This window comes from Streptococcus sp. HMSC067H01, from assembly GCF_001814775.1.
Classification (GTDB): Bacteria; Bacillota; Bacilli; order Lactobacillales; family Streptococcaceae; genus Streptococcus.
Window position 1 is genome coordinate 18576 of the sequence record NZ_KV817799.1, and the last position, 24648, is coordinate 43223.

The window sequence follows — 24648 nt, forward strand, 5'->3', positions numbered from 1 at the left end:
TAGATGTGTACAATATGACACCGATGCAGGCCATGAATCTCTTGTTAGAATGGAAACAAAAATTATAAATCAAAACCCACTCAGTCCTGTGAGTGGGTTTCTGTTGTATTATTTCTTCTGAGCCAATAATTGGTTGATGTGGGCAACCTTCTTTGATTCTCTTTTATAGAGAATCACCCAGATGATGAGATAGACGATGGCAAACTCTGGGATGAGTTGAAGGATGAAAGCCCAGCGAAGTGGAAACCAACCTGCCAGAATTGCTAGAGGAACAAAACCTAATAGCATGAGGAAGAAGTGAGTGACAGTAGCACGAAGAAGGCTCCAGTCTTTGGCAAAGAGACGGCTACCAAAACTAAAGAGGCCTCCGATAGCTGCCCAGATGATAGAACAGTAGAGCAAAACTAGAGCGCCATGTACCTGTTGTTGGATCATGAATTGGCCAATCAAAGAGTTGGGGCTAAGTGGTGCATAGTTGCTTGGTGAATAGATAAAAGAAAAGATAATAGATAGGATGAGGCCGATGAGGATACCAGTTGTGGCATCGTGGAAAATTTGTTTTTTCATAGTTCTAATTTCTCCTTAATAGCTTTGAGGTAACGGCGAGATGAGTAGGTGAAACTGTCATTTTTTAGATAGATTTCAATCAAGCCGTTAGAGGTTAGTTTTAGATGACTAATAGCATCGATGTTGACAATTTCCGATTGGGAAATTTGGATAAATGAAGCAGGCAAAATGTCAACTGCTTGGTAGAGACGGATATCAAGAGTATATGTCTGCTGATCAGTCTCGGCTAAGACTTTGCGATTTTCAATATATATACGTTGAATCTTACTAATCTGAATCAAGTAGACCTGGTCTTGGAATTTTCCTTTAAGAGTTTCATTTTGATCCAGTGATTGAACAAAGTCTTGAACTTTTTGAACTCTAGGGGACAAAGATGGTGCTTCTATGATGATTTGTTCTTCGGCGTATTGTTGATCAATGTCAAGTCTAACTTTCATATTTTCTCCTTTGTAAAAGTTGTAATAGAGATCTCTTGCTTACAAATCTATTAAACACCATTTTTTAGACAATTACAAGAAGCTTTGTCTATGTGGTCGATTGGAGAACCTATCTGGTGGGTGAGCGTTTTCAGATAGATTTATGATCCAAGAAGTCAAAAAATAAGAAGAAATATATTGACAAAAATAGAAAAAACGTGGTACAATAATAGACGGTACTTTTTACTTTTGGTCTCTCAAGAGTGTACAGGGACGTGCTGACAAATGTTGCAAAAGTACACACAGATGATAGCTGTCACCAAGTGTATCATCACCAAAAATAAAAAAACACAGGAGAATGTAGATGCCTACAATTAACCAATTGGTTCGCAAACCGCGTAAATCAAAAGTAGAAAAATCTAAATCACCAGCTTTGAACGTTGGTTACAACAGTCATAAAAAAGTTCAAACAAATGTTTCTTCACCACAAAAACGTGGTGTTGCAACTCGTGTTGGAACAATGACACCTAAAAAACCTAACTCTGCCCTTCGTAAATTTGCTCGTGTACGTTTGAGCAACCTTATCGAAGTTACTGCCTACATCCCAGGTATCGGACACAACTTGCAAGAGCACAGTGTGGTGCTTCTTCGCGGTGGACGTGTAAAAGACCTTCCAGGGGTACGTTACCATATCGTCCGTGGTGCACTTGATACTGCAGGTGTTAACGATCGTAAACAAGGCCGTTCTAAATACGGTACTAAACGTCCGAAAAAAGCATAAGGAAAGGGGATAAAGAGAAATGAGTCGTAAAAATAGAGCTCCAAAACGTGACGTATTGCCAGATCCGCTTTACAATTCACAATTAGTTACTCGTCTTATCAACCGCGTTATGCTTGACGGTAAACGTGGTACAGCTGCTTCAATCGTTTACGGTGCTTTTGAACAAATCAAAGAAGTTACTGGTAACGATGCACTTGAAGTATTTGAAACAGCTATGGAAAACATCATGCCTGTACTTGAAGTACGTGCACGTCGTGTTGGTGGTTCTAACTACCAAGTCCCAGTTGAAGTTCGTCCAGAACGTCGTACAACACTTGGACTTCGTTGGTTGGTAACAATCGCTCGCCTTCGTGGTGAACACACAATGCAAGACCGTCTTGCAAAAGAAATCTTGGATGCCGCTAACAACACTGGTGCAGCAGTTAAGAAACGTGAAGACACTCACCGTATGGCTGAAGCTAACCGTGCCTTCGCACACTTCCGTTGGTAAAATCATGATGCTAGGAACGGCAAGGATGCAAAGTGAAAATAGGAAACTGACGCAGTATTCGACGAATACAAGGAAGTTTATCTTTTTCACACAGCATCCCGTTCCGGCTCAAATCGGCTAATTAACTTTAGCTCGAGTACAACTCAACTTACCATCTCGCAAGTTGAAGCCAACAATAACATGAAAACATTGAGAACGGGTAGGTCCTGCCTATCCGTTTTTATTAAATCGTGTTATAATAGAATAGAAATAAAAAAATATAGGAGAAACAAACCTCATGGCACGCGAATTTTCACTTGAAAAAACTCGTAATATCGGTATCATGGCTCACGTCGATGCTGGTAAAACAACTACAACTGAGCGTATCCTTTACTACACTGGTAAAATCCACAAAATCGGTGAAACTCACGAAGGTGCGTCACAAATGGACTGGATGGAGCAAGAGCAAGAACGTGGTATCACTATCACATCTGCTGCGACAACAGCTCAATGGAACAACCACCGCGTAAACATCATCGACACACCAGGACACGTGGACTTCACAATCGAAGTACAACGTTCTCTTCGTGTATTGGACGGTGCGGTTACAGTTCTTGACTCACAATCAGGTGTTGAGCCTCAAACTGAAACAGTTTGGCGTCAAGCAACTGAGTACGGAGTTCCTCGTATCGTATTTGCCAACAAAATGGACAAAATCGGTGCTGACTTCCTTTACTCAGTAAGCACACTTCACGATCGTCTTCAAGCAAATGCACACCCAATTCAATTGCCAATCGGTGCTGAAGATGACTTCCGTGGGATCATCGACTTGATCAAGATGAAAGCTGAAATCTATACTAATGACCTTGGTACAGATATCCTTGAAGAAGACATTCCAGCTGAATACCTTGACCAAGCTCAAGAGTACCGTGAAAAATTGATCGAAGCAGTTGCTGAAACTGATGAAGAATTGATGATGAAATACCTCGAAGGTGAAGAAATCACTAACGAAGAATTGAAAGCTGGTATCCGTAAAGCGACTATCAACGTTGAATTCTTCCCAGTATTGTGTGGTTCTGCCTTCAAGAACAAGGGTGTTCAATTGATGCTTGATGCGGTTATCGACTACCTTCCAAGCCCACTTGACATCCCAGCGATCAAAGGTATTAACCCAGATACAGATGAAGAAGAAACTCGTCCTGCATCTGATGAAGAGCCATTTGCAGCTCTTGCCTTCAAGATCATGACTGACCCATTCGTAGGTCGTTTGACATTCTTCCGTGTTTACTCAGGTGTTCTTCAATCAGGTTCTTACGTATTGAACACTTCTAAAGGTAAACGTGAACGTATCGGACGTATCCTTCAAATGCACGCTAACAGCCGTCAAGAAATCGACACTGTTTACTCAGGTGATATCGCTGCTGCCGTTGGTTTGAAAGACACTACAACTGGTGACTCATTGACAGATGAAAAAGCTAAAATCATCCTTGAGTCAATCAACGTTCCAGAACCAGTTATCCAATTGATGGTTGAGCCTAAATCTAAAGCAGACCAAGATAAGATGGGTATCGCCCTTCAAAAATTGGCTGAAGAAGATCCAACATTCCGCGTTGAAACTAACGTTGAAACTGGTGAAACAGTTATCTCTGGTATGGGTGAGCTTCACCTTGACGTCCTTGTTGACCGTATGCGTCGTGAGTTCAAAGTTGAAGCGAACGTAGGTGCTCCTCAAGTATCTTACCGTGAAACATTCCGCGCTTCTACTCAAGCACGTGGATTCTTCAAACGTCAGTCTGGTGGTAAAGGTCAGTTCGGTGATGTATGGATTGAATTTACTCCAAACGAAGAAGGAAAAGGATTCGAATTCGAAAACGCAATCGTCGGTGGTGTGGTTCCTCGTGAATTTATCCCAGCGGTTGAAAAAGGTTTGGTAGAATCTATGGCTAACGGTGTTCTTGCTGGTTACCCAATGGTTGACGTTAAAGCTAAGCTTTACGATGGTTCATACCACGATGTCGACTCATCTGAAACTGCCTTCAAGATCGCTGCATCTCTTGCACTTAAAGAAGCTGCTAAGACTGCACAACCAGCTATCCTTGAACCAATGATGCTTGTAACAATCACTGTTCCAGAAGAAAACCTTGGTGATGTTATGGGTCACGTAACTGCTCGTCGTGGACGTGTAGATGGTATGGAAGCACACGGTAACAGCCAAATCGTTCGTGCTTACGTTCCACTTGCTGAAATGTTCGGTTACGCAACAGTTCTTCGTTCTGCATCTCAAGGACGTGGTACATTCATGATGGTATTCGACCACTACGAAGATGTACCTAAGTCAGTACAAGAAGAAATCATTAAGAAAAACAAAGGTGAAGAATAATTCACCGTCACTTTAAAAGAAGTCACTTTGTGGCTTCTTTTTCTGTTTGGTAGAAATAGGTAAAAGTGCCTCAAATATGGTAAAATAGAAGGAGTATATTGTGAGGAAAATGGATGTCAACCACTTTTGAAATTTTAATGAATCAGTTGGGAATACCCGCTGAAATGAGAAATCATGAGGCCTTCTCTCAGGCTGAAATAGAACAAGTTATTGTTCATAAACGAAGCAAAGTTTGGGAGTTTCGTTTTGTTTTTGAAAATATCTTGCCTTTTGAACTTTTTCTAGAGTTGAAAAGAGGTTTGAAGGATGAATTCTCAAAAACTGGAAATCAGGCTAGTTTTGAGATAAAAACGAGAAATCAGGAATTTTCTAGAGAACTTTTACAAGCCTACTATCAAGAGGCTTTTTCGGAAGGTCCTTGTGCTAGTCAAGGTTTTCGTTCTATTTATCAGAATTTTCAGGTTCGCTTTGAAAATGACCAGTTGATTATCGAAGCCTCTGAAGCTGCAGATACAGAGCATTTTAGGAAAAATCATCTTCCGAATCTTAGCAAACAGTTGGAACAATTTGGTTTTCCTAAACTTTCTTGCATCTTAGAAAAAAATGAAGAGCTCACAAGGGAAGAACAAGAAGCCTTTCAGACGGAAAATCAAATGATTATTCAAGCAGCCAATGAGGAAGCGCTCCGTGCTATGGAACAACTAGAACAGATGGCACCTCCTCCAGCGGAAGACAAACCAGCCTTTGATTTTCAAGCTAAAAAAGCTGCAGCTAAACCGAAGTTGGACAAGGCGGAGATTACTCCTATGATTGAAGTGACGACTGAGGAAAATCGTCTGGTCTTTGAAGGGGTTGTTTTTGATGTGGAGCAAAAAGTGACCAGAACAGGGCGTGTTTTGATCAACTTTAAAATGACGGACTACACTTCAAGTTTTTCGATGCAAAAGTGGGTTAAAAATGAGGAAGAGGCTCAGAAATTTGATCTAATTAAGAAAAATTCTTGGCTCCGAGTGCGTGGGAATGTGGAGATGAATAACTTCACACGCGATTTGACTATGAACGTGCAAGATGTCCAGGAAGTTGTTCACTATGAACGGAAAGACTTGATGCCAGAAGGTGAGCGTCGCGTTGAGTTTCATGCCCATACCAATATGTCGACCATGGATGCTCTGCCTGAGGTCGAGGAAATCGTTGGAACAGCAGCCAAATGGGGGCACAAAGCTGTAGCCATCACAGACCATGGAAATGTTCAGTCCTTCCCTCACGGTTATAAAGCTGCCAAGAAAGCTGGTATTCAGCTCATTTATGGAATGGAAGCCAATATCGTTGAGGATCGTGTTCCTATCGTTTATAACGAAGTTGAGATGAACCTTTCTGAAGCTACCTATGTAGTCTTTGACGTAGAAACGACAGGTCTATCAGCTATCTATAATGACTTGATTCAGGTTGCGGCTTCCAAGATGTATAAGGGCAATATCATTGCTGAATTTGATGAATTTATCAATCCAGGGCATCCCTTATCAGCCTTTACAACCGAGTTGACTGGGATTACGGATGACCATGTAAAAAATGCTAAACCCTTGGTTCAAGTTCTGAAAGAATTCCAAGAATTTTGTAAGGATACCGTTCTTGTAGCCCATAATGCAAGCTTTGACGTTGGTTTTATGAATGCCAACTATGAGCGTCACGGTCTTCCAAAAATTACTCAACCTGTCATCGATACGCTAGAGTTCGCTAGAAATCTCTATCCTGAGTACAAACGCCATGGTTTGGGACCCTTGACCAAACGTTTTGGTGTAGCTCTAGAACACCACCATATGGCCAACTATGATGCGGAAGCAACTGGCCGTCTGCTCTTTATCTTTATCAAAGAAGTAGCAGAAAAACACGGTGTTACTAACTTGGCACGATTAAACCTTGATTTAATCAGTCCAGATTCTTATAAGAAAGCTCGTGTCAAGCATGCGACCATCTATGTGAAAAATCAGGTGGGCTTGAAAAATATCTTTAAGCTGGTGTCTCTCTCAAATACCCGGTACTTTGAAGGAGTTCCACGGATTCCACGTACGGTGCTGGATGCCCATCGAGAAGGTTTGATCTTAGGTTCAGCCTGTACGGAAGGGGAAGTCTTTGATGCAGTCGTATCACAAGGTGTAGATGCGGCAGTCGAAGTAGCTAAATACTATGATTTTATCGAGGTGATGCCTCCAGCTATCTATGCACCTCTGATTGCCAAAGAGCAGGTTAAGGACATGGAGGAGCTTCAGACCATTATCAAGAGTTTGATAGAGGTTGGAGACCGTCTCGGTAAGCCGGTTCTTGCGACAGGGAATGTCCACTATATCGAACCTGAGGATGAAATTTATCGAGAAATCATCGTTCGCAGTCTAGGTCAGGGAGCCATGATTAACCGAACGATCGGCCATGGAGAAGCTGCCCAACCAGCTCCGCTACCAAAGGCACATTTTAGAACGACTAATGAAATGTTGGATGAATTTGCCTTTCTAGGAGAAGATTTGGCTCGTAAGATTGTCATTGAAAATACCAATGCCTTGGCAGAAATCTTTGAACCTGTGGAGGTTGTTAAAGGTGATTTGTATACACCTTTCATTGACCAAGCCGAAGAAACAGTTGCTGAATTAACCTATAAAAAAGCCTTCGAAATCTATGGAAACCCACTCCCAGATATCGTTGATTTGCGGATTGAAAAGGAATTGACCTCTATCTTGGGGAATGGATTTGCCGTGATTTATCTGGCTTCACAGATGCTAGTGCACCGTTCCAATGAACGAGGTTACTTGGTTGGTTCCCGTGGGTCTGTTGGATCCAGTTTCGTTGCGACCATGATTGGGATTACCGAGGTCAATCCTCTCTCTCCTCACTATGTCTGTGGTCAGTGTCAGTATAGTGAATTTATCACGGATGGTTCCTACGGTTCAGGTTTTGATATGCCAAATAAAGACTGTCCAAACTGTGGCCACAAACTCAGCAAGAATGGACAGGATATTCCTTTCGAGACCTTCCTTGGTTTTGACGGGGATAAGGTTCCCGATATCGATTTGAACTTCTCGGGGGAAGATCAACCGAGCGCCCACTTGGATGTTCGTGATATCTTTGGGGAAGAATATGCCTTCCGTGCAGGAACGGTTGGTACGGTGGCTGCTAAAACAGCCTATGGATTTGTCAAAGGTTACGAACGCGACTATGGTAAGTTCTACCGAGAAGCCGAGGTGGAGCGCCTAGCCCAAGGAGCTGCCGGTGTCAAACGGACGACTGGTCAGCACCCGGGAGGAATCGTTGTTATTCCAAACTATATGGATGTCTATGACTTTACTCCAGTACAGTATCCTGCAGATGATGTGACTGCTGAATGGCAAACCACTCACTTTAACTTCCACGATATCGATGAGAACGTCCTCAAGCTCGATGTCCTTGGTCATGATGATCCGACCATGATTCGGAAACTGCAAGACTTATCAGGCATTGATCCAAATGATATTCCGATGGACGACCCAGGTGTCATGGCTCTCTTCTCGGGCACAGATATCCTGGGAGTGACGCCTGATCAAATCGGGACTTCAACTGGTATGCTTGGAATTCCAGAGTTTGGGACCAACTTTGTTCGCGGAATGGTGGATGAAACCCATCCGACGACCTTTGCCGAGTTGCTACAGCTTTCTGGTCTGTCTCACGGTACCGACGTTTGGTTGGGAAATGCCCAAGACTTGATTAAGGCTGGGATTGCGGACCTGTCAACCGTTATCGGATGTCGGGATGATATCATGGTTTACCTCATGCACGCTGGTCTAGATCCAAAGATGGCCTTTACTATCATGGAGCGTGTACGCAAGGGATTGTGGCTCAAAATCTCTGAAGAAGAGCGCAATGGTTATATCGAAGCTATGAAGGCCAACAATGTGCCTGAGTGGTATATCGAATCCTGTGGAAAAATCAAGTACATGTTCCCTAAAGCCCATGCGGCTGCCTACGTTATGATGGCTTTGCGTGTAGCTTACTTCAAGGTTCACCATCCGATTTATTACTACTGTGCTTACTTCTCCATTCGTGCCAAGGCCTTTGATATCAAGACCATGGGTGCAGGCTTGGATGCTATCAAACGCAAGATGCAAGAAATTGCTGAGAAGCGCAAGAACAATGAAGCTTCCAACGTAGAAATTGACCTTTACACAACACTTGAAATCGTCAATGAAATGTGGGAACGTGGCTTCAAATTTGGCAAGTTGGACCTCTACCGCAGTGATGCGACCGAATTTATCATTGACGGAGACACCCTCATCCCACCATTTGTCGCCATGGATGGTCTAGGAGAGAACGTTGCCAAGCAATTAGTTCGTGCTCGTCAAGAGGGAGAATTCCTCTCTAAAACAGAGCTCCGCAAGCGTGGTGGACTTTCCTCAACTTTAGTTGAAAAGATGGATGAAATGGGGATTCTCGGCAATATGCCAGAGGATAACCAGTTGAGTCTGTTTGATGATTTGTTTTAAATAAAAATTAACAGACGGACAAATATTGTCCATCTGTTTTGTTATACTTATACTATAAAAAATAAAGAGGTTTAAATGATGAACAATACAGGCTTAAATAACAAATATCAATTTGAAAATTTTGTAGAAAAAGATGGTAATGATTTAGCAAAGAAAGGAGCCTTAGCAGTAGTAGAGAACCTAGGATTAAAATATAATCCCCAATATAATCCCCTTTATATTTATGGGGAATCAGGTTCAGGAAAAACACATCTCCTGCAAGCTATTGGTAATAAGGTTCTTGAAAATAATCCAGAAAAACGAGTAAAATATATTTCTGCCGTAAACTTATTGGAAAATGAGCTAGAAATACAAAAAGTTAGAAGTGAGGAGTTTGATCTCCTAATTGTAGATGATATTCAGGTATTGGGAGAAAAGGATATTCTTATTCAAGAAAAATTTTTTAATCTTTTTAATTCTCAACATTTTAAGAATAAACAAATGGTTTTCTCTAGTGACTGTGAACCAGATCAATTGGAAAATGTACATTTTCGTTTGATTGCGCGTTTTAAGTGGGGGATGACAGTGTATCTAGCATCATTTGAAGGATAAAAAGGACTGCAGATGAATGATCAAGAGAGACTACTAACGATCTTTTTACGCTTACAGTTTGGGACTCCGTTAGGAAAAAAGCAATTGGCTCAGGAATTTGAGGTTAGCGAAAAGACGATACAGAGAGATTTTTCACTTCTGCGTTATATCTTATCTAGTTGCCACAATTATAGTGGAGATTTGATTTATAGTCGTAAGACGAATCAGTACTGTTTATCAAGTAAGTCAATTTTTTCTAAAAAAGATATTCTAGTTATTTCAAAGATTTTATTAGAAAATCGAGCACTGAATAAACCAGAAATTGATAGCTTACTAAAAAATTTACTTGCCTTAGTTCCTCGTGATGACCAGAAAGAAATTGAGCAGATCATTGGCAGTGAAAAACTTAACTATACTCCCTTAACGGAACAACAAGATAGAATAGAGAAAATTTGGAATTTATCGGAGGCTATTCTACATGAACAGGTCTTAGACATTATCTATCAAAAACCTTATTCTGAATCTTCTAAGAAGCAGACGGTTTTGCCTGTATCTCTTTATTATGATAGTCATTATTTCTATCTGGTTGTATACCAGTTGAAATATGAGACTTATATTACTTTAAGAGTAGACCGTATCCAGTCCTGGTCTCATAGTGATATAGAGAAACCCTCTATTTCTTATCGAGATAAATTTAGAGATGGAGACATTCGTAACGAGAGAGTAGACGCTTTTATCGGGAAGAAAATCAGTATTGAAATCGAGTATTTGTACGATCCGACGATTGTGATGGATCAATTTCCAAATGCAAAAATAGTCGGGAAAAATGGAGATTGGACTCATTTTAAGTTTGAAAGTCAGCATACACCGGGTCTTAAACGCTGGTTGCTGGGACAAGGGGAAGCAGTTACTGTTTTGTCTCCTCGGATTTTAGTAGAGGATATGAAGCGGACCGTTCAAGAAATGATAGATAAATATAGATGAGGATAAAATGAGTATTCAATATACTTCTAAAAAAGTTGGAGAACTATGGATAAATGATTTTTATTCAAACGTTATCAATCTTAAATGAACAAAAGTCATAATTACAAGATGCAGTAACTGATTGATTTAATTGTTCATTTTCTAAGTTCGGAAGAATGTTACACTATCTTTTCAGGAGTAGGACAGAACGAAATTTGCTAAAAATCGTACTATTTTACTCCTGTAATTATATACTGGTATTCTCAAATATAGAAAATTTATTGTAGTTGGTCTTAAATTGAGAAAAATAATATTATGTTCTACATAGACAATATTGATTTTACAATTTTTATATGCTATACTACCTCTAATGATTAATATATAATTAATAAAGAAGTAGAAAGGTGATGGAGATATGACTGAATGGATTGTTATTGATCAGTTTGGCAACATGATTGCACAAGGATTTTGGACAAAGGAAGCAGCAGAACAGTATTCAAAAAATATTCCTAATACAAGTGTTATTCAAAAGAATTAGCCACTCTTAACTACAGATTCATATGAATTTGTAGTTTTTTTAAAATACTATAAAGGCGGATAAAATGAGTATTCAATTTACTTCTAAAAAGGTTGGAGAACTATTGAAAGAAGGGGACTTGCGGATTCCTTCTTATCAAAGACCTTATAAATGGAACAGAAAACATATTCGTAATCTTTTTTATGATTTACGAGATGCTATGGGGAAAAAGGAATATCAGATTGGTTCCGTTATCCTGCATGAAAATGATGGACACTTAGATATTGTCGATGGACAGCAACGGCTAATTTCAATTTCTTTGTTTCTTCATTTATTAGATGATTTAGAGAATTATAAGGGTGCTAATCAACTGTTGAGTGCTGAATTTGGAGAGATATCTTGCTATCATGCGAGTGAAAATTATAATGAGTGGAAAAATTTAACTCAATTGGTTGGCGAAAATGAGGCGAAAGACATTTGTAACTTTTTATTGGGAAACTGTTCTGTCTCCGTGATTACTATGCCACAGAAACGATTATCTGAAGCCTTTCAGTTATTTGATTCTCAGAATAATCGTGGAAAATCTTTAGAACCTCATGATTTGCTCAAAGCCTATCATCTTCGCAAGCAAGATTCAGAAGATGAAAAGATTGTTGAAAAGTGGGAGCAATTTGTAGAGGATAAAGAGTTAAGTCTCAAAGAGTTGTTTGATAAACATCTTTTTCGTATGAGACGTTGGTCGCGAGGAGAGACAGGATTAACAAACAAGCGTTATGGCTCTTATCTCCGTTTTACAGAGGATTTTATTGACGACTTTAAAGGCGTTGATTTGAATCAGAACTTTCCATACCTAGAGTTGTATCGTCATATTGAAAACCTCCCTATGTCAATTACTATGCCAATAATTGATGGAAGTAAATTTTTTGAGTATATTGAATCTGCTCATGAAACTATTAAAGATCATAAAGATTTTTTAAATGAAAGATTAGGATTTTCTGATGAGCCTGAAAGGGAAGAAAAAAATTTACTTTATCCAGAAGGTATGTTGAAAATTTACAATAGCTCAAAAGGTCGCTATCTCAAGTGCTACAATCTGTTTCTAAATATTTGTTCACTTTTCGCAGATAGATTTGGAAAAGATGCGCTATCAAAGGAGATAATAGAGACCCTGTTCATTTGGTCTTATTACCCTAGAGTTAAGTCTAAAGCCATATATGATGCAACGGTAGGAAACTATGCTGCTGATGGAAGGTTTAGACAAAAAGAGGTTCAAAAATTATTTCAACTTTTATCTCATGCTGTCACTCCGAATGATTTCATGGTCAAGATAGATAGAGAGTTATTTGAAAATTATACTGTTGAAAAGATTATAGAAGAGGAAAAAGATAAATGGTAGAAACACATATAAGTTTATCAGTGAATCGTTTGTTAAATGAAGATACCTATGCTATTCCTCTTTATCAGAGAAATTTTGCTTGGACTTATGATGAAATTGAACAATTGTTGAACGATGTGGCAGATGCTTTTCAAGAAAATCGAGACAATTACTATATTGGAACATTAGTCGTTAATAAAGAGAATGACCTTTTCAAAATTATAGATGGGCAGCAGCGAACAACGGCCCTTAATTTGATTGCCTTAGCTTTGAAGCATGAGTTTGGTTTTGATAGATTGAAATCTGTCAATCTTACCTTTCCAGCTCGGAAGAAATCAAATGAGAATATTCAAAAACTATTTACTAAGCAAAAAATCTCTGAGGACGATGAAAATGAATTAACTAGAGGTTACGGACATGCTAAAGATACTTTGAAAAAAGTGCTAGGAGAGCGTCAACTTGAAATTCAGTATTTCGTTGACTATCTTTTTGATAATGTCATCATTTTTCGAAGTATACTTCCTAAAGATTTAGATTTGAATCTTTATTTTGAACGTTTTAACTCTCGAGGTGAACAACTAGAAGCTCATGAGATTCTTAAGGCTCAAATGATGGCTAAGTTTGGTGAAGATCAAGAAATGGCGCAAAAGTTTGCAAGAATTTGGGATGCCTGTGCAGAATTTGATAAGCCGGTATCAAGTCAATTTAAGATGCGACGGAAGAGAGCAGATGATTTTCAGGAACGCGAACGTATTTTTGGATGGCATTTTACAAATTACTCATTTCATAATGTTTATGATGATATTGATTTTCATCAAAATGAAAGAAGAAAGTTATCAGATATATTAGGAAAAAAAGTAAATGAAAAAAATATAGAAGTAGAAAAAGATTTTGGTGATTATACCCAAGTTATCGATTTTCCAACCTTCCTACTCCATGTATTGGCAATTTGGGAAGGTAAGGATACCAATGAGGTTCAGTTAGACGACAAGAAACTTTTAGCTCTATTTGATATAAAAAATAAAAATAAGACTTGGATTATTGAATTCAGTGAATTTCTTCTTAAAATAAAACATATTTTTGATAATTACATCGTTAGAAATTCAAATATGGATTTTTCAAGCAGAAATAAGGATGAATGGTTTTTGCAGAAGGGGACTTATTATGAATATCAACCTAATGGAAAAGCGAAAGAGCATTACATAGTTGAAGAACGCTTTACTAAGAATACATTTTCAGATTCGGAAATTAACAAAAATATTATTCTTCTTCAATCTATGTTTGCTGTGACCTTTACTGCTAATCGTGATAGTCGTTGGTTATATGAGATTTTACAATTTCTCTTCAGACATATTGAAGAACTAAATGATCAAGAATTTGGTGCTCATTTTAAAGAATTTCTTGAAAAAATGGCAGTGACGTATGCAGAAGAAAGATTGTTTACTGAGGATAGAAGAATTAAGAAATATGGTGCAATTCCTATTTATGCTTTTAACTTTGTAGATTATGTTTTATGGAAAAATCGTGAAGAATTAAAGAAAGCATACGATGTTAAGTTTGAAGATTTCAAATTTGCATATCGTCGTTCTATAGAGCATTGGTTTCCACAACATCCAAATAGTGATGAAAGAGTTGAAAAAATTGATGATAAATTTTTGCACTCCTTTGGGAATCTCTGTATCATTACAGATAGTCAAAATTCGAAGTTTGGAAATTTAGTTCCAAGTGCAAAATATAAACAGTGGGAAGGAATTTTCAATCGCCAGAGTTTAAAATTACAGATGATGGCAGATGTAACGGTAAAGAATGATAAATGGGGTATTTGTGAGATTCAATTTATGGAAAAAGAAGTGGAAAGATATGTACACGACTTTTGTGATAGTTAAATAAAAACAAGCTTTAATGAGCTTGTTTTTTAAAATGCTAATATATGTGATATACTAGTAACGGGGGACATTTGATGAAACTAAGAATTTTTGCGGAAGATAAACCGGCTGAGAAGGTGTTTGAGTACCAATTTGAACTTGCTGATCAGACAATTCTTCTATCGACAGCACTCTTGTCAGGTGCTATTGCTTTGGCAGGATTATTTTCTGCTTTGAAAGAAAAATAAAAAAAGAAAAGAGAAACAAGATGGTTTTACCAAATTTTAAAGAAAATCTAGAAAAATACGCTAAGCTTTTGGTTGCAAACGGAGTGAACGTGCAACCTGGTCATACCTTGGCTCTCTCTATCGATGTGGAGCAACGCGAGTTGGCTCACTTAATCGTCAAAGAAGCCTATGCACTTGGAGCGCACGAAGTTATCGTTCAATGGGCAGATGACTTTGTAAACCGTGAGAAATTCCTCCACACGCCGATGGAGCGTTTGGACAATGTGCCAGAATACAAGATTGCTGAGATGAACTACCTTCTTGAAAACAAAGCAAGTCGTCTCGGTGTTCGTTCTTCTGACCCAGGTGCCTTGAACGGAGTAGATGCTGATAAGCTTTCAGCTTCTGCCAAAGCTATGGGACTTGCCATGAAGCCAATGCGTATCGCAACTCAATCTAACAAGGTTAGCTGGACGGTTGCTGCTGCAGCTGGACTCGAGTGGGCCAAGAAAGTCTTTCCAAATGCTGCGAGTGACGAAGAAGCAGTGGATCTCCTTTGGGACCAAATCTTCAAAACTTGCCGTATCTACGAAGAAGATCCAGTTAAGGCTTGGGAAGAACATGCTGCTATCCTCAAGAGCAAGGCGGAAATGCTGAATAAAGAGCAATTCTCAGCCCTTCACTACACAGCGCCTGGAACAGATTTGACACTTGGCTTGCCGAAGAACCACGTTTGGGAATCTGCTGGAGCGATCAATGCTCAAGGAGAAGGTTTCTTGCCAAATATGCCAACAGAAGAAGTCTTTACAGCTCCTGACTTCCGTCGCGCAGATGGTTATGTCACTTCTACAAAACCACTCAGCTACAATGGAAATATCATCGAAGGTATCAAGGTGACCTTTGAAAATGGTCAAATCGTTGATATCACAGCTGAAAAGGGTGACCAGGTTATGAAGGACCTCGTCTTTAAGAATGCTGGTGCGCGTGCCTTGGGTGAATGTGCCTTGGTACCAGATCCAAGTCCAATTTCTCAGTCAGGGATTACCTTCTTTAACACCCTTTTCGATGAAAATGCTTCAAACCACTTGGCTATTGGTGCAGCCTATGCAACGAGCGTTGTTGGTGGAGCTGAGATGAGCGAAGAAGAACTTGAAGCTGCAGGACTTAATCGTTCAGATGTTCACGTTGACTTTATGATTGGTTCTAACCAAATGGATATTGATGGTATCCGTGAGGATGGGACACGCGTACCACTCTTCCGCAATGGAGATTGGGCAATTTAAGGAGAAACTATGATTGGAAGTATGTTTGTCGGGCTTTTAATCGGACTACTAGCAGGAGCTATCACCAATCGTGGCGAACGAATGGGCTGCTTCGGAAAAATGTTTCTGGGCTGGATTGGTGCCTTTTTAGGACAATTAATCTTTGGTTCTTGGGGACCAAGCCTAAGCGGTACAGCCATTATCCCATCAGTTCTCGGGGCTATGATTTTGCTAGCCATTTTCTGGGAAAGAGGAAGCTAAGTTTCGCTATGGAAGGCAGATTAACTTTAAAGAATAAGAGAGAGGCTGGGACAAAAGTCCTAGCCTCTCAATTGTCTTTGGATTGCCGAGCAAGACGCAGTGGTTGAGTGGGCTCTTCTACGCTGATTTCATCAGCTTTTACAGCCCTACTCAACTGTGCGGAGGTGGGACGACGAAATCGAATTCTAACGAATTACCGATTTCTGTCCCACTCTCTCTTTTTAGGTCGCTATATAAAGTCCTTTGAAAGCACTCATCTAAGCTTAGCCACAGAGCTTTCAGTGACTGGTTCTTTTTATATTGCCTCAAGTATGGTACAATAAAAGCATGAGAATTCAACAATTACACTATATTATCAAAATTGTAGAGACTGGTTCGATGAATGAAGCTGCCAAGCAACTTTTCATTACTCAGCCTAGTCTGTCAAATGCAGTTCGTGACCTAGAAAATGAGATGGGAATTGAGATTTTTATCCGCAATCCTAAGGGAATCACCCTCACACGTGATGGGATGGAGTTTTTATCCTATGCCCGTCAGGTTGTTGAGCAAACCCAACTCCTAGAAGAACGCTATAAGAATCCCATCGCTCATCGCGAGCTTTTTAGTGTGTCCTCGCAGCACTATGCCTTTGTGGTTAACGCCTTTGTTTCCTTGCTCAAGAAAAGCGATATGGAAAAGTATGAGCTTTTTTTGCGTGAAACCAGAACCTGGGAGATTATCGACGACGTCAAGAACTTCCGCAGTGAAGTAGGAGTCCTCTTTTTAAATAGCTATAACCGAGATGTTCTTTCGAAGATGTTGGATGACAATCATCTAGTGGCCCATCCTCTCTTTACAGCGCAGCCCCATATCTTTGTCAGCAAGTCTAATCCACTTGCCAAAAAAGACAAGGTGCAGTTGGCAGACCTAGAAGACTTCCCTTACTTGAGCTATGACCAAGGAACCCATAATTCCTTCTATTTCTCAGAAGAGATTTTGTCACAAGAACACCACAAGAAATCCATCGTGGTTAGTGACCGTGCGACCTTGTTCAATCTCTTGATTGGTTTGGACGGCTATACCATCGCGACTGGTATCCTTAATAGTAACCTCAATGGAGACAATATTGTTTCGATTCCACTTGATATTGATGATCCGATTGAGCTGGTTTATATCCAGCATGAAAAAACTAGTTTGTCTAAGATGGGTGAACGCTTCATCGAGTATTTGCTTGAAGAAGTTCGTTTTGATAGCTAATCGTAAGTACATTAGAAAAGAAAAGGAAATATGACTACAATGAATACCAATGATTTTGATTTTCACTTGCCAGAGGAACTGATTGCACAGACGCCTCTGGAAAAGCGCGATGCCTCTAAACTCTTGATGGTCAATCGCCAGACTAGAGAATTTCAAGATCGCCACTTTCACTCCATTATCGAAATGCTAGAGCCAGGTGATGCCCTGGTTATGAATGATACCCGCGTTTTGCCAGCTCGACTTCATGGTCAAAAAGAAGAAACAGGAGGCCATGTTGAACTCTTGCTTTTGAAAAATACAGCAGGAGATGAGTGGGAAGTCTTGGCTAAACCAGCTAAACGTCTCAAGGTCGGCACCCGTGTTATCTTTGGTGATGGTCGACTTAGCGCAGTTGTGACCGAGGAATTAACCCATGGTGGCCGTATTGTCCGTTTTGAGTATGAAGGAATTTTTCTAGAAGTACTTGAAAGTCTTGGAGAAATGCCTTTGCCTCCTTATATTCATGAAAAATTGGATGACCGTGAACGTTACCAGACAGTTTACGCTAAAGAAAGTGGCTCAGCTGCTGCCCCAACTGCAGGCCTGCATTTTACCAAGGAATTACTGAAAGAAATCCAGCAAAAAGGCGTTCACCTTGTCTACTTGACCTTGCATGTTGGTCTTGGTACCTTTAGACCTGTTTCAGTCGACAATCTAGATGAGCACGAGATGCACTCAGAGTTTTACCAATTGTCTGAGGAAGCTGCAGCGACCTTGCGTCAGGTCAAGGAAAATGGAGGTCGCGTGATTGCCGTGGGGACAACCTCAATCCGTACGCTAGAAACTATCGGAAGCAAGTTTGACGGTCAAATTCAAGCAGACTCTGGCTGGACCAATATCTTTATCAAGCCAGGTTATGACTGGAAGGTTGTGGATGCTTTTTCTACTAATTTCCACTTGCCTAAGTCAACACTGGTCATGCTCGTTTCAGCCTTTGCAGGACGTGAATTGGTCCTCGAAGCCTACCAGCATGCTATTGACCAAAAATATCGTTTCTTTAGCTTTGGCGATGCCATGTTTATCTATTAAAGCTATTGAAAAATCAAAGAAGATATAAAGAGAGACTGATTCATTCTTGGATCAGTTTTTTGCTTGATCTTACACAAAGTTACCAAAATAGCTATTGAATTATATGGAAATAAATGATACACTGAAAACTACAGGTTAGCCGTCAAAAATATATGTAATTTCGGACTAGCCATTTTAGATTCAGACTAAACTGGGTCACCATTTCAAAAGGAGATTTTTATGAAAAACAAAACATTGCGTTACACTAGTCTTTCAGCTCTTGCTTTGCTGGCGGTCTTAACATTAGCTGCTTGTGGAGGAAATACTGAAAAAACTACAGCATCTTCAAGCAAAGAGGCTTCTTCTAAAGTAACTAAGGAGTCATCAAGTAAAACAGAAGCTAGTCAAAAAGAGGAGCAGAAGTCTGAGACAAGTTCTTCAAGCGCTACAGGTAGTCAAACTGAGACAAAGGCGGAAAATCAAAAAGATTATTCTAAATTCCTTGGAACTTGGGAGAATTATGCTGGAACAACTGCTACAGTCACAGCGGATGGAATCGTGACCATTCAAAGCTCAAAAGGCACCTTTAAATATGAGATGGACAAAGTAGAGGAGAAGGACGGTTACTATTTGACAGGAATTCATCTTGTTGGTGGTGGAGAAGGAGCACGCCTTATCTTTACCCCAGCAGGCGTAGCAAATGAATTAACTGGTACGGATGGTAGCCAAGACGTCTTGGCAATCGGCCAATCACCAAGCGACAAAGATAGTCATTTTTACCGTAATTAAGAATACCAGTAAGAAGTAAGGGTGTAGAAACGCTCTTACTTTTTTAATAGTTTTCGAAGCATAAAATTTTAAGCATTCAAATTTACACGACGTTTAAGTTGGACGATAAACCTGCCCACTTTGAAGCGCAAGTACTAAATCGCTAACAACACAAAAGCCCTGATGTAGGGCTTTTTTTACTTGCTAGTATAAGAAATCAATGCCGTAGTTTTCTTTTAGATAGGTTGCCAACTCGGCTTTTTCTTCCTCTCTAAATCGACAGAGGCTAAGAGCGAGTCGCAATATCAGGGCACTTGTATTGATGATAACATTTGACTTAGAAATATCTTCTAGCTGGGTGACCTCTCTCAGATCAAAATCTAAATAGTAAGCTTTGCTGTTGGTATGGTCAGGGTCACTGACATCCACTTCAACATAAGATGCTCGCAACAATTCTTCTTTTGGGATGAAAATTTCCTTGGAAAAGAAGAGCCCAGGATAGACATAAATACCTTCCAAGGTGAACTCAAAGGAGAGTCTGCGACTAGAAAGTCTTTTGATGCCTGCAATCGTTGCATAGATAGCAGTGAAAAAGAGGATGGTTGGTACCACAGTGAGAAGACTGAGCTGAGAAAAGTCGATCAATCCATGCGCGAGAAAAAAGAAAAATTGAAAGAATATACCTACCGCAAAAACTAGATAGCCGACACCGACAAATTTTGAATAATAGATTTTCATAGAAACCTCCAGATATAGAATTGAACTCTCCAACGCTTTTTCAGTAGAAGTCGTAAAGATCATGCAGAGTTAAAATTTTAGGTATTCCCATCATATCCTATGGAGCGAAGTTCTGTCAACCTTTTAGCAAGATGTGGCTCTTAGCTATCTTATGACCTAGCAAGTTGGTTTATGGTATACTAGGATAATAAAATTCCAAAATTTGAAGACTTGTTTTCATAAATAGAAAGAGGTCAATATGTTTTTTCTCGGACGCCGTCGTGTCTTTATCGGCGAATGCAATGGTCAGGCTGTTTATTATGACCAAAAGACAGGAGAGGCTTTAGCTGCTCCAAAGAGTAAGTTGCTCAATACTGAAAAAGCTGGTGAAACGAATTCTTTTATTCCTGAATTGGTAATTCTCTTACTAGTAGGTGGACCTGCAATTTCGGGCTTCTTTTCCCTCAAGTTTATTGGTGTCTATAACTGGTTCAGTCTAGCCTGTATTCTTCTATTTTGGTTGATGCAGTTTTCCTTGTTGGTTGCTATACTTGAACGAGCACTTTATAAAAATGTTCGAAAGGCCCAGCCAACGACAGAGAAAGTCTTTTTCTTTGCAGCATCTCATAATTTGTTTGTAAAAAACCAGTTTGATCCTAGACAACTGTCTGCTTTACCTTATCGATTTGCCCGCTTTGTAGTAAATATAGTGTCTATCTATTACTTTTTGTATTTCTTGATTCTTCCTCTAAAATTTGGCCAACCGATTGGTGATGAAGGCTATGGTTTGTGGTTTGCTGGCTTGTTATTCTTTTCAGTATTTCTTTTGTATAACCAAAACAATCCAGTTCGCTTTGTGAAGATTATGAGATTATACAGCCAAGGAAAAGTACGATTTAAGGAAGAAGTGGAACATTGAGAAACTATCTTGGGATTCTGCTAAATATCTAGAGAAAATCTTTTAGAAAAACAAAAAAGCCTTGTAAATCAAGGCTTTTTCCTGTTGTTTAGATGCCCCCTGCAGGCTCTTTGAAAGAAACTTAGAAAAATCTAAAATGAAATTATTTCAAAATGGGGTAAAAGCAAAATTTCCCTCCCTACTTTCTCAATTATTCCTAATTTTAGTTCCAAAAAGCTTCAATTCATAATCTAATTATAATATGGGTAATGGGTACTATCTTATTACATTCAGATTTTTGTTCTCTTCAAAGAGTTATGTAGGCTTTATGGTTTTAAATAGGTAAAAAGTTGAACTATAGTGAGTATTGTGTCATAATAGATAGTATATAAATCATTAATAGAATAGAAATAATATTTTCTTACCTTTACAAGTAGTATTGGTTAGACATTTTTTCGTCGCAATTGTGTCTATCTCTCGAGTTTAGCTAGTTTTTATAAGCTCTGATTTCGACTCAATAAAACAAATTTCAGAAGTGCAAAAGACAAGATGGTGACATTGCTACAGTCAGTCGCCATGTCTTGCTGGCACAGGCTGTTTGTGCCGTCAGCTATTTACCAGTCAATTTGATCAAAGGGCTTAATTATTATTTTTGAAAGGTCTTTTATGGAAAAAATTCTTTCTTTAGGTCTGACAGGTAAGAAATTACTTGTTCAGGGTTTCTTGTTTGTTCTGCTAGGTCTTATCTTGATGGTCACGGGAACTTGGTTGCCAGTGACGGTTATTCGACTGGTTCTGTTTTTAGCTTGGATAGCAACGGTCTTAGATTTAGTATTACGTATTTTCAAAAAAAGTCAGTCAACGGACACCTTGGGAGTTGCACTGGTTAAATTGTTAGTGATGGGATATTTGCTAGGCTCGAATCTTGCTACTGATGTGCCAATTTATATTTTGGCTCTTGTGATTGGAATTTCTCAGATTTTTCATGCTAGTATCAACCTTGTCACCTATGTTCTCTACCGCAAAAACAAAATTCGACCTCGTTTTCGTTTCTTACTAGATGGTCTCGTACTAGTTTTTCTTGGTGGGACTAGTCTTTTGTCCTCTACGGGAAATTCTGTCTTTCAACTCTTTGTTTTAGGGGCTTATTTTTGCCTTTATGGTGTGTCCAATATCCGTGACGGTTTCTTATTTGAAAAGGAAATTGGGAAAAACCATCTCAAACGTCGTGTCAGAATGAGCTTACCTATTGCCCTAGCCGCTCTCATCCCTGCAAGTACTTTAGCAAAAATCAATAAATTCATGCAGGAAAATGCTGATGAGGAAGAGGAAATCTATCTTGGAATGGTGAAGTTTGGTAAGACAGCAGATCTTGAAATTTTCGTTCATACAGCGGAGACTTCTCTATTTTCAGCTATTGGTCATGTGGACCTTTGTTATCAAGGACGTGTGATTTCTTATGGAAACTATGATCCGTCATCTGAGACCTTATTTGGTATGGTTGGAGATGGTGTTTTATATTTTTGCGACCGTGATAAGTACATTGACTTATGTAAACGGGAGAGTCAAAAAACGCTATTTGGTTACGGAATAGATTTGACACCGGAAATGGAAGAAGCGGTTCAGGAAAAATTAGCTGAATTAAAACAACTAACGATTCCTTGGGAGCCAAGCGCAGATAAAATTAAAACGGAAGATGGTAAGGAAGACTACACCTACGCTTATAAAATCAGACATGAGACGGATGGGGAACTTTATAAATTTATCAAATCTAAGTTTAAATCCTACTTTGTCTTATCTACAAACTGTGTGCTCTTGGCTGATACCATAGTCGGTCAGGCTGGCACCGATATCCTCTCACCCAAAGGATTTATCGCTCCAGGAACTTACCAAGCCTACCTTAATCGAGAGTTTGAAAAACCAAATAGTATAGTCGTATCTAAACATGTTTATTAAGGAGAATTTATGAACTTAGTAAAAAAATACACCCCGTTAATACTTTTTATAGGGCTGGTTGCTCTTGTAATTCTGAATGCATCGAGCTTTATATCAGGAGCAATCTCTCTCTTTGATGTAATATCAACCTTGATTTATGGTGCTGTTATTGCTTTTGTGCTCAATGTTCCCATGAAAAAAATTGAACAGTACTTAGTTAAATTGAAGGTAAAGGCAGAGTTGCGTCGTCCGATTGCCATGGTACTTGTTTTCCTAGCTCTTATCTTAATCGTGATTGCTCTTTTGGTTTTGGTGCTGCCAACCCTAGCCCAGACTATTAGTCAGCTGGGAACAGTCCTTTCAACAGTCCTTACTCAACTTGGGAAATTGCTAGGCAGCTCGGAATTTGTAACCAAAGACATGTTGTCAACTATCGTATCAGGAATTCAGGGACAGTCTAGCTCTATTAGCCAAGCTTTGATAGGTTTTTTATCAGGTCTGACTAGTAATATCGGCAATATTTTTTCAAGTTTGATGAATGCCTTTTTGATTATAGTCTTCACCTTTTTATTTTTATCCAGTAAGGAACATTTGGCAGCGATGACGAGTCGACTTCTAAAAGTTTTTCTTCCAGAGAAGGTGGTGATAAAGTTGACTTACATTGGACAAGTAGCACTAGAGACTTATGACCAATTTTTGATGAGTCAGCTGATTGAAGCAGTTATCATAGGAGTTATGATAGCGGTTGGTTACAGCGTGTTTGGGATACCCTATGGAGTAATGACAGGTATCTTTGCAGGAGTGCTATCGTTCATTCCTTATGTAGGGCCTATGATTGCTTGTGTTGTGGGAGCGATTTTTATCTTCACAGTGAGTCCTACTCAAGCCTTACTTTCTCTTCTTCTATATCAAGTTATACAGCTGATTGAAGGAAACCTTATTTATCCTAGAGTTGTAGGTCAGTCTATTGGTTTGCCAGCCCTTTTCACGCTTGCGGCTGCTAGTATTGGAGGCAATCTCTTTGGCTTACTTGGAATGATATTCTTTACACCCATATTTGCTGTTATCTATCGATTGGTTAAAGAATTTGTCGTTGCAAAGGAAAATCAGGTAGATTGAGAAAGACTGAATTTAATAAGATATACTAAGAAGAGAGTGAAAGATTCTCTTCTCTTTTATTTCTAAATGACTTGCTCTTGTTCTGTTGCGAAAATTTATGAATTCATAATAGCCCATTTTAATCTCTATGCGGATTGGCCATGTAATATGGGCACAAATTAGTATAGTTTAGTTAATTATAGACTAGCTCTGTACTGTAAAAAACAGTTGGTCTTATCAAATATTGCTAGCAATTGATTGAGAATAAATGATAAGTTTGATAAGGTTGGAAAACCTTTATAATGATTTGCTACAAAAAGTTATTTGACATCAAAAAAGCCTTGAAATCAAGGCTTTTTCCTGTTGTTTAGATGCCCCCTGCATGAATTTGTAAGAACTTTTCATATTGAAAATAAACAAAAATGTTGAAATATAGCTGATTTTAGGGAAATACTTTTAGGTGTTTTCAATGTCAGGATTTAAAAATGGGGCAAAAGTGGGGCAAAAACGAATGACTCACATTTGGTTTGAAAACCTATAATACCTAATGATTATGCCATACTAGATATATAGTGTTGTTATAAATAAATGTCAGTGCGAGTTCAAATCGGGATACTGTCAATAATTATGTGTAAATACTCAAGTAGAGTTACGGAGTGTTAATCAAATAATTATTGACAGTATCGAATTTTTCTGGTAGAATGGCTTCGGTTAATGTCTAAATGTTGTGTAGTTTTCTATCAACATAGTCAGGAGGAAAGGAACTTATGCTAAAAAAATTTAATGAATTG

Annotated in this window: 21 protein-coding genes; 18 read left to right on the top strand and 3 right to left on the bottom strand. The window is 39.1% G+C overall.

What is annotated here, in order from left to right; all coding sequences use genetic code 11:
* Positions 1–108: 108 nt before the first annotated feature.
* On the bottom strand, positions 109–567 hold the full coding sequence (locus tag HMPREF2987_RS05995) for a DUF3021 domain-containing protein (RefSeq protein WP_075229753.1): 459 nt from the start codon (positions 565–567) through the stop codon (positions 109–111).
* Positions 564–1004 (bottom strand): LytTR family DNA-binding domain-containing protein, encoded by a 441-nt coding sequence (locus HMPREF2987_RS06000; RefSeq protein ID WP_075229754.1) that lies wholly within the window; start codon positions 1002–1004, stop codon positions 564–566. Before HMPREF2987_RS06000 ends, HMPREF2987_RS05995 begins: the two co-directional genes overlap by 4 nt.
* Before the next feature lie 343 nt (positions 1005–1347).
* On the opposite strand from HMPREF2987_RS06000, the gene rpsL reads away from it, so the two are divergent.
* The 15 genes from rpsL to HMPREF2987_RS06065 all read left to right on the top strand — a co-directional run bounded on the left by rpsL (position 1348) and on the right by HMPREF2987_RS06065 (position 19230).
* A complete protein-coding gene (rpsL, locus tag HMPREF2987_RS06005; RefSeq protein WP_001142333.1) occupies positions 1348–1764 on the top strand; it encodes a 30S ribosomal protein S12 in 417 nt (138 codons plus the stop codon).
* Positions 1765–1783: 19 nt separating this feature from the next.
* Positions 1784–2254 carry a 30S ribosomal protein S7 gene (rpsG, locus tag HMPREF2987_RS06010; protein WP_000087876.1) on the top strand — a complete coding sequence of 157 codons (471 nt, stop codon included), beginning with the start codon at positions 1784–1786 and terminating at the stop codon, positions 2252–2254.
* Between the two features lie 277 nt (positions 2255–2531).
* Positions 2532–4613, top strand: a complete 2082-nt coding sequence (gene fusA, locus HMPREF2987_RS06015; RefSeq protein WP_000090332.1) for an elongation factor G — start codon at positions 2532–2534, stop codon at positions 4611–4613.
* Between the two features lie 113 nt (positions 4614–4726).
* Positions 4727–9118: a PolC-type DNA polymerase III gene (locus HMPREF2987_RS06020; protein WP_075229755.1), complete on the top strand. Its 4392-nt coding sequence runs from the start codon at positions 4727–4729 to the stop codon at positions 9116–9118.
* A 75-nt stretch (positions 9119–9193) separates the two neighbouring features.
* Positions 9194–9709: a DnaA ATPase domain-containing protein gene (locus tag HMPREF2987_RS06025; RefSeq protein WP_075229756.1), complete on the top strand. Its 516-nt coding sequence runs from the start codon at positions 9194–9196 to the stop codon at positions 9707–9709.
* Positions 9710–9721: 12 nt separating this feature from the next.
* On the top strand, positions 9722–10672 hold the full coding sequence (locus tag HMPREF2987_RS06030) for a helix-turn-helix transcriptional regulator (RefSeq protein WP_075229757.1): 951 nt from the start codon (positions 9722–9724) through the stop codon (positions 10670–10672).
* A gap of 394 nt (positions 10673–11066) precedes the next feature.
* The gene (locus HMPREF2987_RS11275) at positions 11067–11189 is read left to right on the top strand and encodes a hypothetical protein (RefSeq protein ID WP_257375148.1); all 123 of its coding nucleotides are present in this window, start codon (positions 11067–11069) and stop codon (positions 11187–11189) included.
* Between the two features lie 64 nt (positions 11190–11253).
* A complete protein-coding gene (locus HMPREF2987_RS06035; protein ID WP_075229758.1) occupies positions 11254–12564 on the top strand; it encodes a DUF262 domain-containing protein in 1311 nt (436 codons plus the stop codon).
* On the top strand, positions 12558–14429 hold the full coding sequence (locus HMPREF2987_RS06040; protein ID WP_075229759.1) for a GmrSD restriction endonuclease domain-containing protein: 1872 nt from the start codon (positions 12558–12560) through the stop codon (positions 14427–14429). The genes HMPREF2987_RS06035 and HMPREF2987_RS06040 overlap by 7 nt, the downstream gene beginning before the upstream one ends.
* Positions 14430–14503: 74 nt before the next feature.
* A complete protein-coding gene (locus HMPREF2987_RS10755) occupies positions 14504–14656 on the top strand; it encodes a hypothetical protein (protein ID WP_049504469.1) in 153 nt (50 codons plus the stop codon).
* A 20-nt stretch (positions 14657–14676) separates the two neighbouring features.
* A complete protein-coding gene (locus tag HMPREF2987_RS06045) occupies positions 14677–15918 on the top strand; it encodes an aminopeptidase (protein WP_075229760.1) in 1242 nt (413 codons plus the stop codon).
* A gap of 9 nt (positions 15919–15927) precedes the next feature.
* On the top strand, positions 15928–16158 hold the full coding sequence (locus HMPREF2987_RS06050) for a GlsB/YeaQ/YmgE family stress response membrane protein (RefSeq protein ID WP_049504434.1): 231 nt from the start codon (positions 15928–15930) through the stop codon (positions 16156–16158).
* A gap of 327 nt (positions 16159–16485) precedes the next feature.
* Positions 16486–17394 (top strand): LysR family transcriptional regulator, encoded by a 909-nt coding sequence (locus tag HMPREF2987_RS06055; protein WP_075229761.1) that lies wholly within the window; start codon positions 16486–16488, stop codon positions 17392–17394.
* Between the two features lie 39 nt (positions 17395–17433).
* Positions 17434–18462: a tRNA preQ1(34) S-adenosylmethionine ribosyltransferase-isomerase QueA gene (gene queA, locus HMPREF2987_RS06060; protein WP_075229762.1), complete on the top strand. Its 1029-nt coding sequence runs from the start codon at positions 17434–17436 to the stop codon at positions 18460–18462.
* Positions 18463–18681: 219 nt separating this feature from the next.
* Positions 18682–19230: a DUF6287 domain-containing protein gene (locus HMPREF2987_RS06065; RefSeq protein WP_004250743.1), complete on the top strand. Its 549-nt coding sequence runs from the start codon at positions 18682–18684 to the stop codon at positions 19228–19230.
* A 183-nt stretch (positions 19231–19413) separates the two neighbouring features.
* Here HMPREF2987_RS06065 and HMPREF2987_RS06070 read toward each other — a convergent pair whose 3' ends face one another.
* A complete protein-coding gene (locus tag HMPREF2987_RS06070) occupies positions 19414–19947 on the bottom strand; it encodes a hypothetical protein (protein ID WP_006153113.1) in 534 nt (177 codons plus the stop codon).
* 238 nt (positions 19948–20185) lie between these two features.
* Between HMPREF2987_RS06070 and HMPREF2987_RS06075 the strand changes: the two genes are divergently transcribed.
* From HMPREF2987_RS06075 to HMPREF2987_RS06085, 3 genes are all read left to right on the top strand, one after another.
* Positions 20186–20845 carry a hypothetical protein gene (locus tag HMPREF2987_RS06075; protein WP_004250746.1) on the top strand — a complete coding sequence of 220 codons (660 nt, stop codon included), beginning with the start codon at positions 20186–20188 and terminating at the stop codon, positions 20843–20845.
* Between the two features lie 645 nt (positions 20846–21490).
* Positions 21491–22780, top strand: a complete 1290-nt coding sequence (locus tag HMPREF2987_RS06080) for a hypothetical protein (protein ID WP_075229763.1) — start codon at positions 21491–21493, stop codon at positions 22778–22780.
* Positions 22781–22789: 9 nt separating this feature from the next.
* The gene (locus HMPREF2987_RS06085; RefSeq protein ID WP_004250750.1) at positions 22790–23878 is read left to right on the top strand and encodes an AI-2E family transporter; all 1089 of its coding nucleotides are present in this window, start codon (positions 22790–22792) and stop codon (positions 23876–23878) included.
* The last annotated feature ends 770 nt before the right edge of the window (positions 23879–24648 follow it).

What these genes read in the sequence shown, in the direction of transcription:
- HMPREF2987_RS05995 (WP_075229753.1), bottom strand. Translation starts at nt 567, where the DNA reads ATGAAAAAACAAATTTTCCACGATGCCACAACTGGTATCCTCATCGGC.
- HMPREF2987_RS06000 (WP_075229754.1), bottom strand. Translation starts at nt 1,004, where the DNA reads ATGAAAGTTAGACTTGACATTGATCAACAATACGCCGAAGAACAAATC.
- rpsL (WP_001142333.1), top strand. Translation starts at nt 1,348, where the DNA reads ATGCCTACAATTAACCAATTGGTTCGCAAACCGCGTAAATCAAAAGTA.
- rpsG (WP_000087876.1), top strand. Translation starts at nt 1,784, where the DNA reads ATGAGTCGTAAAAATAGAGCTCCAAAACGTGACGTATTGCCAGATCCG.
- fusA (WP_000090332.1), top strand. Translation starts at nt 2,532, where the DNA reads ATGGCACGCGAATTTTCACTTGAAAAAACTCGTAATATCGGTATCATG.
- HMPREF2987_RS06020 (WP_075229755.1), top strand. Translation starts at nt 4,727, where the DNA reads ATGTCAACCACTTTTGAAATTTTAATGAATCAGTTGGGAATACCCGCT.
- HMPREF2987_RS06025 (WP_075229756.1), top strand. Translation starts at nt 9,194, where the DNA reads ATGATGAACAATACAGGCTTAAATAACAAATATCAATTTGAAAATTTT.
- HMPREF2987_RS06030 (WP_075229757.1), top strand. Translation starts at nt 9,722, where the DNA reads ATGAATGATCAAGAGAGACTACTAACGATCTTTTTACGCTTACAGTTT.
- HMPREF2987_RS11275 (WP_257375148.1), top strand. Translation starts at nt 11,067, where the DNA reads ATGACTGAATGGATTGTTATTGATCAGTTTGGCAACATGATTGCACAA.
- HMPREF2987_RS06035 (WP_075229758.1), top strand. Translation starts at nt 11,254, where the DNA reads ATGAGTATTCAATTTACTTCTAAAAAGGTTGGAGAACTATTGAAAGAA.
- HMPREF2987_RS06040 (WP_075229759.1), top strand. Translation starts at nt 12,558, where the DNA reads ATGGTAGAAACACATATAAGTTTATCAGTGAATCGTTTGTTAAATGAA.
- HMPREF2987_RS10755 (WP_049504469.1), top strand. Translation starts at nt 14,504, where the DNA reads ATGAAACTAAGAATTTTTGCGGAAGATAAACCGGCTGAGAAGGTGTTT.
- HMPREF2987_RS06045 (WP_075229760.1), top strand. Translation starts at nt 14,677, where the DNA reads ATGGTTTTACCAAATTTTAAAGAAAATCTAGAAAAATACGCTAAGCTT.
- HMPREF2987_RS06050 (WP_049504434.1), top strand. Translation starts at nt 15,928, where the DNA reads ATGATTGGAAGTATGTTTGTCGGGCTTTTAATCGGACTACTAGCAGGA.
- HMPREF2987_RS06055 (WP_075229761.1), top strand. Translation starts at nt 16,486, where the DNA reads ATGAGAATTCAACAATTACACTATATTATCAAAATTGTAGAGACTGGT.
- queA (WP_075229762.1), top strand. Translation starts at nt 17,434, where the DNA reads ATGAATACCAATGATTTTGATTTTCACTTGCCAGAGGAACTGATTGCA.
- HMPREF2987_RS06065 (WP_004250743.1), top strand. Translation starts at nt 18,682, where the DNA reads ATGAAAAACAAAACATTGCGTTACACTAGTCTTTCAGCTCTTGCTTTG.
- HMPREF2987_RS06070 (WP_006153113.1), bottom strand. Translation starts at nt 19,947, where the DNA reads ATGAAAATCTATTATTCAAAATTTGTCGGTGTCGGCTATCTAGTTTTT.
- HMPREF2987_RS06075 (WP_004250746.1), top strand. Translation starts at nt 20,186, where the DNA reads ATGTTTTTTCTCGGACGCCGTCGTGTCTTTATCGGCGAATGCAATGGT.
- HMPREF2987_RS06080 (WP_075229763.1), top strand. Translation starts at nt 21,491, where the DNA reads ATGGAAAAAATTCTTTCTTTAGGTCTGACAGGTAAGAAATTACTTGTT.
- HMPREF2987_RS06085 (WP_004250750.1), top strand. Translation starts at nt 22,790, where the DNA reads ATGAACTTAGTAAAAAAATACACCCCGTTAATACTTTTTATAGGGCTG.